This is a genomic window from Ruminococcus sp., assembly GCF_024684275.1.
In genome coordinates, this window is the sequence record NZ_JAIKXF010000026.1 from 1 (window position 1) to 12550 (window position 12550).

Sequence of the window (12550 nt, forward strand, 5' to 3'; positions counted from 1 at the left end):
TCCATCTCAGCCTGACAGTTAGTCATACCGCCCTTGATAGAGTGCATCTCACAAGGTGCATAGCCGATGATGAGTGATGGGCCCGGATAAGCCTCAGCTTCCTTGATTGCCTTGAGTGTCTGGTTCATATCAGCACCCATAGCGATCTGTGCAACATAGATGTAGCCGTAGCTCATAGCGATATCAGCAAGACGCTTCTTAGCGATTGCCTTACCAGCTGCTGCGAACTGTGCAACCTGACCAATGTTAGAGGACTTGGAAGCCTGTCCGCCTGTATTTGAGTAAACCTCAGTATCGAATACCATGATGTTTACATCTTCGCCTGTAGCGAGAACGTGGTCGAGACCGCCGAATCCGATATCATAAGCCCAGCCGTCGCCGCCGAAGATCCATACGGACTTCTTGGAGAGGTAGTTCTTGTTCTCAAGGATATCAGCCTTCTTATCGCACTTGCAGTCGCACTTTTCGAGCTCAGCAACGAGTGCAGCTGTTGCAGCTGTATTCTTAGCACCGTCGTTTACTGTTGCGAGGTACTCATCAGCAGCAGCCTTGATCTCAGCAGATGCCTTGTCGCTTGCAGCGATTTCCTTTACTTCCTCGATGAGTCTCTCACGGATTGCCTTCTGACCGAGATACATACCGAGACCGTGCTCAGCGTTGTCCTCGAACAGTGAGTTTGCCCATGCAGGACCGTGGCCGTTTGCATCAACAGTGTATGGTGATGTAGCAGCAGGACCGCCCCAGATTGAAGAACATCCTGTTGCGTTGGAGATGTACATTCTTGAACCGAAGAGCTGTGTGATGAGTCTTGCATAAGAAGTCTCAGCACAGCCTGCGCATGAACCGGAGAATTCGAGGAGTGGCTTCTTGTACTGGCTGGAGATAACAGTAGCGTCAGTTGCTACATCTGTCTTCTCTGTAACCTTAGCAACACAGTAATCGAATACTGCCTGCTGTGGCTCCTGTGACTCTCTTGGAACCATCTTGAGTGACTTAGTTGGGCAGACACCGATACATACGCCGCAGCCCATACAATCCATAGCGGAAATAGCGAGAGTGTACTTGTACTCGCTCTTTACGATCGGCTTAGGAGCGATCTTGATGTTCTCAGGAGCAGCAGCAACCTCAGCGTCTGTCAGAGCGAATGGACGGATAGTTGCGTGTGGGCAGACAAATGAACACTTGTTACACTTTGCACAAGTATCCTGATTCCACTCAGGAACCATAACAGCTACGCCGCGCTTCTCGTATGCGGAAGCACCCTGCTCGAATGTACCGTCAACGTGATCTGAGAATGCAGAAACAGGGAGAGTATCACCGAGCATCTTGCCTACAGGGTTCATGATGCCCTCAACCATCTTTACGAGCTTCTCTGCGCCCTCGAGCTTTGCAGGAGCTGTATTATCAACAGCATTTGCCCATTCAGCAGGAACATCTACCTTGACATAAGCATTTGCGCCTGCGTCGATAGCCTTCTCGTTCATCTGAACGATCTCGATACCCTTCTTCATGAACTTCTGAGCCTTCTCCTTCATGTAGCCGATTGCCTCAGCCTCAGGAAGAACCTTTGAAAGTGAGAAGAATGCAGACTGGAGAATTGTATTTGTACGCTTGCCAAGACCGATCTCCTGTGCAAGGTCTATAGCGTTAACCAGATAGAGCTGGATATTGTTCTTTGCGATATACTGCTTTGTATCAGCTGTGAGGTGCTGGTCGAGCTCCTCAGGCTTCCACTGGCAGTTGATAAGGAATACACCGCCGGGCTTTACATCGTTGACCATCTTGTAACCCTTGAGTATGTAGGAAGGATTGTGACAGGCAACAAAGTCAGCCTTGTTGATGTAGTAAGGGCTCTTGATTGGCTTATCGCCGAAACGGAGGTGTGAGATTGTGATACCGCCGGTCTTCTTTGAGTCATACTGGAAGTAAGCCTGAACGTACTTGTCAGTGTGGTCGCCGATGATCTTGATAGAGTCCTTGTTAGCACCAACAGTACCGTCGCCGCCGAGTCCCCAGAACTTGCACTCGATTGTGCCTTCTGCTGCTGTGTTAGGAGCGTCTTCCTCAGCAAGCGAGAGGTTTGTAACATCATCAACGATACCGAGTGTGAACTGTGGCTTAGGATCAGCCTTAGCGAGCTCAGCATATACAGCGAATACAGATGCAGGAGGAGTATCCTTTGAACCGAGACCGTAACGACCGCCGATCACCTTGATACCTGTTCTGCCTGTAGAATTAAGAGCTGCAACAACATCGAGGTAGAGAGGCTCACCGAGAGAACCAGGCTCTTTTGTTCTGTCGAGTACAGCGATTGCCTTTGCAGATGCAGGGATTGCTTCAACGAGCTTCTCAGCAGAGAATGGACGGAACAGGCGAACCTTAACGATACCGACCTTCTCACCCTTCTTGTTAAGGTAGTCGATAACTTCCTCAGCAACGTCACAGATAGAACCCATTGCAACGATTACGCGCTCTGCATCAGCAGCACCGTAGTAGTTGAAGAGCTTGTAGTCTGTGCCGAGCTTTGCATTTACCTTGTTCATGTACTCCTCAACGATTCCTGGAACAGCGTTGTAGTAGGAGTTGCAAGCCTCACGGTGCTGGAAGAAGATATCTCCGTTTTCGTGAGAGCCGCGCATTGTAGGATTCTCAGGATTAAGAGCACGGTCACGGAATGCCTTAACAGAATCCATATCGCACATTTCCTTGAGATCCTCGTAATCCCATACGGCGATCTTCTGAATCTCGTGTGATGTACGGAAACCATCGAAGAAGTTGATGAAAGGAACACGGCTCTTGATTGAAGCGAGATGTGCAACAGCAGCCAGATCCATAACTTCCTGTGGGTTTGTCTCAGCGAGCATTGCAAAACCTGTCTGACGGCAAGCATAAACGTCAGAGTGGTCACCGAAGATGTTAAGTGCGTGAGAAGCAACGCAGCGTGCAGAAACATGGAATACGCAAGGGAGCAGCTCACCGGCGATCTTGTACATATTCGGGATCATGAGAAGAAGACCCTGAGAAGCAGTATAGGTTGTGGTAAGTGCACCAGCGTTCAGAGAACCGTGAACAGTACCGGCTGCACCAGCTTCAGACTGCATCTCCTCAACCTTAACGGTAGTGCCGAAAATGTTCTTGACACCCTGAGCGGACCACTGATCAACATAGTCTGCCATAGGGCTGGAAGGTGTGATCGGATAGATACCGGCAACTTCCGTGAAGGCGTAAGAAACATATGCAGCGGCATTATTACCGTCCATTGTTTTCATTTTTCTTGTGATTGCCATAGGAATGACCTCCTAAATATTATAATAATTAGGTTATAGAAATGGTTAGCGGGTGATAACGTCAACCACATATAACTACTGTGAATTATTATACCACATATCAGAATTTTTGTAAACACTTTTTTTGCGTAATTGTTACAAAAATATCAGGGGCTTTTTTGGAGAATTTGCCTATGTTTAGAGGAATAGGCGGTATAATCTGTTTCGGCGGAGCGAAAAGATATACAGCTGTCAGCATTTTTTAAAAGGATTCTTATGAAATATGCGATATAAAGAACTATGAAAGTTGTGCATATTGACAAAAGTTAGCGATTTTACTTGACGGAAAGTCAGAAATAAGGTATAATAACTACAGTGTTAAATAATCTTTAATTATTAACACTCGTTTTGTTGTCTCCTTTCTTTTGTTCTACACATATTTATTTTTATCTGTTTATCTAAGACAAGCAGGGCTTTATGCCCTGCATTTTTTTTGCGCTGTATTATTATGCAGGGGCTGCAATGGCAGCCCCTGTTTGTTTCATGTGATGAAATAATATATCAGCCCGTAAACAACAGCGGCTGAACAGCCAAAGAGGATAACAGGCCCTGCAATGGTGAATATCTTTGCTCCTACGCCAAGTACAAATCCCTCGGAGCGGGCTTCGACAGCAGCCGAGCTTATAGCATTCGAGAAGCCCGTTATTGGTACGAGAGTTCCTGCGCCTGCGTGTTTTGCAAGCTTTGAATACCAGCCGAAGCCTGTACAGACTGCGCTTATGCCGACAAGTATTATGGAGGTCCATGTGCCTGCCTCTGTGGTGCTGAGACCGTATTCTTTGAGTATTGTGAGTATGATCTGTCCGATAGCGCAGATAGCTCCGCCGACTAAAAATGCTGCGGCAATATTTACCTTGTAATTTGACTTTGGTGAAGCCTGACGCGTCATATCGCCGTAAAGCTCAGGTGTCATTTTCATATTATCAGCTCCTTCTGCGGTATTATCTGCGGATCATAATAAAATATACACTCATGTCAGACATTACGCATCATGAGATAATAATACCTCTTTTCATAACATATACATTAATAAATGTTATGAAAAGAGGTGAAGAGCTTGAAATTGCAGCAGGAGGGGCGGGCGGTCATGCTTGGGAGATTTATTACCGAAAACAAGACCACGGTCCGTGCCGCGGCAAATCATTTCGGGATTTCAAAAAGCACCGTACATAAGGACGTCAGCGAACGGCTGCGTACCGAGGATCCCGAGCTGTATGCCCGTGTAAAGGATATACTTGAAATAAACAAGCAGGAGCGCCATATCCGCGGCGGTCTTGCCACTAAGCGGAAGTATGCGGCGATAGCACACCGCGAACCCAAATACAGATGAAAAAGCAGCACCTAAGGGGAGCCCCCTCAATCGGAACACAGGCTACGTTTGCGAGACTGAAATTTCAGGCGCGGTAACCATGTTTTCCGTTAAGAGGAGGCGACTAATGGTGCTGCTTTTGTGTTATGCTTTATTCAAGGCCTGCAAGCTTCTGGAACTTTATGTAGCATTCGCTCAGTGAATTTCTTCCTTTGAGCATTGATTCGTCAACATAAGCTCCTGTATACTTGCCGTTGCGGAATACATAGTATTCCTTGTCCTCGCCCTTGACCAGCTCTATCTTCAATGTTCCGCCCTCAGTAAGAACGAATTCTGCTGTGAGGTCGGGATTTTTCAGCTCAGGCTCAGCCTTTACGTCTGTGCCTATATACTTATAGATAGACATTGAGTTGAAGAAGTTATCAAAGGCTACGTAATTTTCGTTGGTATTCAGGTCAACTTCCCTGCCGTTTACGGTGCACTTGTTTTTGTCCATGTCAAGCTCTGCGCTGATGTCGATATTGCCGTATTTCAGCTTGAAGCTCTTAGTGCTGTAGTTTCTTGCGGCAGTATAATTCTGCGTTATATAGTTGTATGGCGTTAGCTGAGTGAAGTGCATATCCTGTGTGTAGTACTTCTCTACCTGCTCGCCGTCAATAAGTACATAGCAGTAATTAGGATCGTTCTCGTCCACGCTCATGAGGAGCTTTCGCTCTGTGCCGTCAAGTCCCTTTACGACTGCTTCGCCGTAGGGCTTGTCGAAGCCGTACTTAGTAAGGTCGTCGAGCTTTTCGTCCATCATTTCCTCAGCCTCAAGGCGGACGATGTTATTGAACTCTGCTGTTACCTGAGTCTGGTCAAGCTCGACCTCGGAATACTCGCTCGGGAGCGACCATGTCTGGCTTTCTTCATCAAATGTAAGGTCGCAGAGGACCTCGCCGTCCTTGTAGGTGGTCACCTGCTTCAGGTCATAGAGAGTATATGGCAGGAGCTCCTTGTTCTTGATAAGGAGCCTGTCAAGCTTTAGCACACTTCCGCGCAATGCTTCAACGGCATAGATGCTGTCCCTGCCGTCAACGGTAACGTAGAAGTAATTGCCTGTAGGGCTCTGGTCGCCTATGCGGAGAGTGTGAGTACCCTTTGGCTCGGTTATTTCGAGGGTGTCGGGGTCATCAAGTCCGTACATGGCAAGCTTTTCGTCGGTTATCTCGCCGTAGTTTTCCTCGGCTGTGAGAGCCGCTGTGTAGGTGCAGATGAGCTGGCAGTAGGTCTGGTCAACGGCAAATTCGCCTGAATCCAGTGCCCACAGGTCTCCGTCACGCTTGCAGACATAGGATTCGCCGTCTTTTGAAAAGGTGAGCTGTGTGACTGCGTCGCCGTCAAAGCTGAGGAGCGCGTTTTCGGCTATCTCCTCCTGCGCCTGCTGATGTTCTTTATCCTTTTTGTTCTTTACAGCAAGGAAGGCTCCGACGGAGCCGCCTGCTGCGATAACTAAAGCGATAAGTGCTATAATAGGTTTTTTCATCAGGAATTTCTCCTTTTAAGCCATACTGCAAGACCAATGACTGCTATGATAACAGGCATGATAAACAGTGAGACTATTGTCTTTGTAGCGTCGTTTGAGCCCTTAAAGGTCATATAGTCATAGGCGTTGATCTTGTTGCCCACACCGAACTGTATCTCGCTGTCGTAGAGCCATGTGTTGCTGAATACTGTCAGCGTTCTTGTACCGCTGGTGCTTGCGGGCTTCATCTTGTCGGCAGGTATCTCGACTGTAGGGGTGCATCTTGCTGTGTCGATAGGAGCTGTGGTGCCCATGACTACAAGCTTTGCGCCTGACTTCTTATTATATGAATAGTAGCCGAAGTCAAGTGACATACCGCTGAGCTTTTCGTTGGCTTCCTTAGCTGTTATATCGTCTCCGCCCATTGCCTTGCTGACGGTGGTATATGCGCCGTTGAGACCTGTGGTGTTCTTGATTATTGATGAACGCTCGATATAGGAAGCGCCCGGGAATGCGTCATCGGGTATCTCGGTAAGGCTTCTTGTGTAGGATATGCCTGCTGTAAGCGGATAGCCGTTTATTGGAACGGCGTTGCTGATAAGAGTGTTCAGGTCAGATGTGAGGTCCTGTGTGAACTCGTCATTGTACTGTGAGCCTGCGGGATACTCGACACGGATGAAATTCTCACTCTGGTTCTGGTCGGGATCCTCGAGCATATTTGCAGGAGTTGTCTCGGTAACGATGTTGTAGTCGAGGATAAGTCCGAACTCCTCCATGATCTTTTCGATGTTGGTAAAGCGTCCCTCAGTGTCACAGGGATCGATGAGGAAGGACATTGCGCCGCCGTTGTCGGCATAGTCAAGGAGAAGGTCTTTTTCCTTTGCTGTGATATCCTGTGTAGGGCCTGCAAGGTAGATTATCTTGGCGTTGTCGGGAACTGCGCCCTCCTTGCCGAGGTCAAGCTCCTGAACATCATAGTTGTTTGTTTTGAGAAGCGCTGAGAACGCTGCAAGGTTGGTCTCGATAGACTTTTCTCCGTGGCCTGTGAGGAAGTAAACTGTAGGCAGAGAACCGCTTGCACAGGTCTTGATTGCAGCTGCGAGGAGCTCCTCGCCTGCGTACTGCTTACTGTCGTCGGCGCCTGTCTGGAACACCTTGTTTCGGCTTATCTTCTTGATAACGCCGTTTGCCTTGACGAAGGTATCGCCCTTTTCTATGCCAAGCAAGCCCTCGGGGTCAAGCTCTTTTGAAAGGGTTACGTTCTCGTCGGGGAGGAAGCAGGTGAGAGTGATATTATCGCGCTGCTCAAGCTGCTTCAGGGTGTGATAAAGCGGCAGGAACTGAGAGTTCTCGGAACGCTTGAATTCCTCAAGGTCATAGAGGCAGTAGATGTCTATGTGCTTATCGGAGGTCTCGTCAAGAAGCTGTACTGTCTTTTCGTTCAGTGTGTATTTGCCTGAGGGCGTCATATCGAAGCCCTTGTCGTAATAGCTGATTATAAGGTTTATGGGTATGAATATCACCAGTACAAGGAGCGCTGTTATAAAGGCTACAGTGCCCGAAAGATTCATTTTTTTCTTTTTCATTTCAGCTTACCCCCTGTTCCAGCGTCTTTTCTCTATGGCGATGTATGTCCATACGAGAAGTACGATTATTGCCGATGCGAAGAAGGCGAGGTCTGAAAGACGGACAAAGCCCTCTGAGAAGTAAGCGAATCTTGGCTGAGCCGCAAATGCATAAAGTACGGACTGAGCTTTGGGAAACTGTGACATAAAGCCCGAATTTGCAAAGTCGTCGATAAAGAGGAGCATGAACATTACTACCTCACCGATGATAGCTGCAAGAATGGAATTCTCGGTAAGTGCGGATATGAGCATACCCAGCGCTATGTACATGAGTCCCCAGCAGAATATGCCGATGTATGCGCATATGAGCTGGCTTATTACCACCTCGCCCTTGATAGCTGTGATGATAGGGAATATAAGTGTTCCTGCCAGCATAAAGATGTAAACGGTAACGTTTGCAAGGAATTTTGCAAGAACTATTTTAGCCACGCTTACGGGAGAGGTCATGAGAAGCACTTCGGTGCCGTTCTTTCTCTCGTCTGCGAATGTCCTCATGGTGAGGATAGGCAGAAGGAAGATAAAGTAAAGTATTACCGAATAGAACATCTCAGTGAATGAGAAAGGCAATGTGTTTGCGCTGACAGTGCCTTCTTTGCCGAGGTCACTGATCATATTTGCCATAGGAAGCGCGAAAAGCAGCAGGAAAAGAGCTGCTATTGCATATGCGAAAGGAGTGTAGAAGAAGGATTGCAGCTCCTTTTTATAAATAGGAAACATGATTATTCTTCCTCCTTTTCTTCTGATTTTTCGTTGGACTCGCCTGATTCGTCGGGAGTCTCTGCAAGAAGCTCTTCAAGCCCCGATTTTTTTACGGGACGGTTTATGAGCTCTATGAATACGCTTTCAAGGTTTGGCTTGTCCGCATATATTTCAAGGATACTGATGTTGTTTTTGATACATTCAGCCATGATAGCATCTCTTGCTGTGTCGAAGTCGCCCTCAAGCTGGACTGTAAAGGAGTATATGCTGCTGCCTTCGTCATCGACAGCGGTTATCTCTCTGACACCCTTTGTCATCTCGATGACAGAGGCTGCCTTTGTTCTGTCGCCCTTTACCTTGATGTGGAGGGTGAGGGAAGCGGAAACGGATTTTTCAAGATTCTCAATAGTGTCGATAGCTCTGATGTCGCCCTTGTTGATGATGACAACACGGTCACAGACTGCGCTCACCTCGCTGAGAATATGAGAGCTGAATATAACGGAATGTTCCTTTTTCAGGTCCTTGATTATAGCGCGGACCTCGGCTACCTGATTGGGATCGAGGCCGACAGTAGGCTCATCGAGGATAAGGAACTTTGGATTGCCGAGAAGTGCCTGCGCAAAGCCTACACGCTGTTTATAGCCCTTTGAAAGATTGCGTATGAGCTTGCCCTCGACGTCCTTGACCTTGAGGAGGTTCATTACGCGCTCTATCTCGTTCCTGCGCTCTCCGCGGGAAACTCTTTTCAGACCTGCGCAGAAGGAAAGGTACTCTTTTACCTTCATGTCAGGATACACGGGCGGTATCTCGGGGAGGTATCCGATGTTCTTTTTTGCTTTAAGGGGCTCTTTGTTTATGTCTGCGCCGTAGATGCTGACAGTTCCGTCGGACATGGGCAGATAGCCTGCTATCATGTTCATGGTTGTCGATTTGCCCGCTCCGTTGGGACCGAGGAAACCGAGGATCTCATTATCGTTTATTGTAAAGCTTATATGATTTACAGCGCGGTTGCTGCCGTAATACTTGGTAAGATTTTCAATAGTGATCATGAGGCGCTCCTTTCTGATCTTAAAAATCAAATATTTAATATAAAATAGTATACTATAGTGCAGTATAGCATACTGCTTTATTATTACAGAATAATATTAACGTGAGATTAACAAAATGTGAACAAAAAGTTAATTCCAGTGATGACAGTTGAAGCTCTTATGCTGTGTAGTCAAACTGCCACAAGTATATATTATAGCCGAAGTGTGTGGGTTTTGTGAGAGATTGCTGAGTTTGAGATGAATGTTTTGACTTTAAGTTTGTATACGAAATTTGTTCATAATAAGTTAATAATTCGGGAAAATCTTGGATTTTTCGGGTGGACAAAATGTACAAAAAAGGATTTGTTATTGTGTGCATTGCAACAAAAATGACTTAGGCGGATTGGTAAAACAACCTAAACTGTTGACACAAAGTTAAAGGTGGGCTATAATTATCTTGAAAATAGTTTGAGAATTGTGTGTAGTCTGCGTGAAAATACACACAGTGTACGAAGTATTTTCGTATGCGCTCCCCGAAACATCGGTTTCAGGGAGCAATTAACCATTTTTTAAACCTATACTACAGAGAGGGGTAAAAAACAATGATAAGCAAAAAGAATAAGGCTCTCGCAGCAGGCATTCTTGCTGCTGCAATGTCTGCTTCAGCAGTAATGCCTGTTATGGCATCAGCTGCTCCTACAGCAGAGGCTGCAAAGTCTAACGGCTCTTACAAAGAGATGTTCTCATCACTTTATGATGACGTTATTACAAACGGTGTTCAGAACGGATATCTCAGCTCACAGACTAACGGTTCGGGCTTCGGAATCCCTTACCATTCAGTAGAGACCTTCATCGTTGAGGCTCCTGACTACGGTCACGAGACAACTTCTGAGGCTATGTCCTACATCGTTTGGATGGCTGCTATGCACGATGTTCTCGAGGGCTCAGGCACAGCAAGCGACATCAAGAAGGCTTGGAACACAATGGAGGCTATGATCCCTGGCTGGTCAAAGGCTTCAGGCAGAACTGACATTAAGTATGATTCAATCTGGAAGCAGTCAAGACTCAAGGCTGATACAGCTGAGGAAGGTGACCTTCCTACAGATTATCCTACAAAGCAGCCTGGCGTTGATGCTATCAACCCGATGTTCGATGCTTTCAAGTCTGCATACGGCAGCGATAACGGCTACTACCTTATGAACTGGCTGGCTGACGTTGATGACTGGTATGGCTTCGGCGGAAACGGCAAGTTCACATTTATCAATACCTTCCAGAGAGGTGAGCAGGAGTCTTGTTTCGAGACTGTACCGGCTCCTTGTCTTGAAGAGCTCAAGTACGGTATGGAGAGCAGCGGCGATAACGGAAACGGTATCAAGGCTATCTTCAACGGCATCGGAAAGGTTCCGAAGCAGTACTCATTCACAAACGCTCCTGACGCTGAGGACCGTTGTATCCATGCTATCTACTTCGCTAATCAGAACGGCGTAGACTGCGGCGAGATCTCAGGTCTTGCAGGTAAGATGGGTGACCAGTGCCGTAACGATATGTTCGATAAGTACTACAAGGCTATCGCTAAGGATACAAAGCTCACATCTCAGTCAGCAGGCATGGATTCCAAGCACTATCTCATGGCTTGGTACACAGCTTGGGGCGGAGCTCTCGGCAACTATGACTGGGCTTGGCAGATCGGCTGCTCACACTCACATCAGTTCTATCAGAATCCTCTCGCTGCTTACGCTCTTCTCTATGATGAGGGCATCAACAGCGGTATGAAGGCTAAGGACGCAGACACAGACTATAAGGAGTCTCTCAAGCGTCAGATCGAAATGTATCAGTGGCTCCAGTCAAAGGATGGTCCTTTCGCTGGTGGTTGTACAAACAGCTGGAGAGGCCGTTACGAGACATATCCTTCAGGTCACGCTACATTCTATGATATGGCTTACGTTCCACATCCTGTATACGCAGATCCTGGTTCAAACCACTGGATCGGTAACCAGGTATGGTCAACACAGCGTCTCTGTGAGCTCTACTACTATGTAACTAAGGACGGCGACAAGAGCGGTCAGAAGTACGGCGGACTCGCACTCGATGAGGCTCTTGACAAGCTCCTTGAGAGATGGATCAAATGGTTCGAGGAAAATACTCACTTCGACTATGTAGATGCAGATGGCAATAAGTACAGCTATTGTATCCCTTCAACTCTTGACTGGGGTTCAAGCGATACAGACTATACTTGCACACCTGATACATGGACAGGTACATACAGCGAGAGTGCTAACCAGAAGCTCACCTGCAAGATCGGCGGCTATGGTCAGGGAGACGTTGGATGCGTATCCTCACTCTGTAATACACTTATCTACTACGCAAAGGCTAAGGGCGTAGATCCTAAGTACGCTACTGAAGAAGGCACATCTGTTGCTGAAAAGGGTCTCTACCTTGCTAACAGACTCCTCTCTGCTCAGTATAATCAGGGTCGTGACGATATCGGTCTCACATTTACAGACTGCAACCCAAGCCTCAAGAGAGTATTCCACGAGGATGTTTATATTCCAAAGGAGTACAGCGGTACAATGCCTGACGGTTCTAAGCTTGAGAACGGCGCAACATTCTCATCTATCCGTAAGAACTACGAGAAGGATGAGATGTGGCAGAAGGCTGAGAAGTACGACAAGGGCGAAGGCGAGGATAACAACGGCGACGGAACAGTTGATATTAAGGACTTCCAGTTCCAGTATCACAGATTCTGGCACGCTGGTGACGCTATCGTTGCTTACGGTACAATGGCACTTCTCTATCCTGAGGTTAAGCCTCTCCCCGATTCTGATGATGTAACTACAACAACTACAACTACATCAGCAACAACTACAACAACTGCTGTTGTTACTACAACTACAACAGCTAAGACACCTGATGAGACTGCTGATCTCTGGGGCGATGCTAACTGCGATAAGGACGTAGATATGTCTGACGTTGTTCTTATCATGCAGAACCTCGCTAACCCGAACAAGTACGGTCTCAACGGCTCTGATGACAAGCACATCACAGCTAAGGGTCTTGCT

The 12550-nt window shown here is 47.2% G+C and carries 8 protein-coding genes; 2 read left to right on the forward strand and 6 right to left on the reverse strand.

From position 1 onward, the window contains the following. The coding region (gene nifJ / locus K5677_RS03250; RefSeq protein WP_296724612.1) for a pyruvate:ferredoxin (flavodoxin) oxidoreductase at positions 1–3281 on the reverse strand (3281 nt) is incomplete at its 3' end. A 526-nt stretch (positions 3282–3807) separates the two neighbouring features. Further along, entirely contained in the window at positions 3808–4245 is a 438-nt protein-coding gene (locus K5677_RS03255; RefSeq protein WP_296724593.1) for a SpoVA/SpoVAEb family sporulation membrane protein, read from the reverse strand. 138 nt (positions 4246–4383) lie between these two features. Between K5677_RS03255 and K5677_RS03260 the strand changes: the two genes are divergently transcribed. Then, positions 4384–4656, forward strand: a complete 273-nt coding sequence (locus K5677_RS03260) for a sporulation transcriptional regulator SpoIIID (RefSeq protein WP_296724596.1) — start codon at positions 4384–4386, stop codon at positions 4654–4656. A gap of 130 nt (positions 4657–4786) precedes the next feature. Here the strand turns inward: K5677_RS03260 and K5677_RS03265 are convergent, their stop codons facing one another. Genes K5677_RS03265 through K5677_RS03280 form a run of 4 tightly spaced genes read right to left on the reverse strand, consistent with a single transcriptional unit; the run spans position 4787 to position 9512 of the window. After that, positions 4787–6160, reverse strand: coding sequence for a DUF4340 domain-containing protein (locus K5677_RS03265; protein ID WP_296724597.1), 1374 nt, complete (start codon positions 6158–6160; stop codon positions 4787–4789). Further along, positions 6160–7725: a Gldg family protein gene (locus tag K5677_RS03270; RefSeq protein ID WP_296724600.1), complete on the reverse strand. Its 1566-nt coding sequence runs from the start codon at positions 7723–7725 to the stop codon at positions 6160–6162. The genes K5677_RS03265 and K5677_RS03270 overlap by 1 nt, the downstream gene beginning before the upstream one ends. A 6-nt stretch (positions 7726–7731) precedes the next feature. Further along, entirely contained in the window at positions 7732–8481 is a 750-nt protein-coding gene (locus K5677_RS03275; RefSeq protein WP_296724603.1) for an ABC transporter permease, read from the reverse strand. 2 nt (positions 8482–8483) lie between these two features. Next, positions 8484–9512 (reverse strand): ABC transporter ATP-binding protein, encoded by a 1029-nt coding sequence (locus K5677_RS03280; RefSeq protein WP_296724606.1) that lies wholly within the window; start codon positions 9510–9512, stop codon positions 8484–8486. Between the two features lie 581 nt (positions 9513–10093). On the opposite strand from K5677_RS03280, the gene K5677_RS03285 reads away from it, so the two are divergent. Beyond that, on the forward strand, positions 10094–12550 hold a 2457-nt coding region (locus K5677_RS03285), incomplete at its 3' end, for a glycoside hydrolase family 48 protein (RefSeq protein ID WP_296724609.1).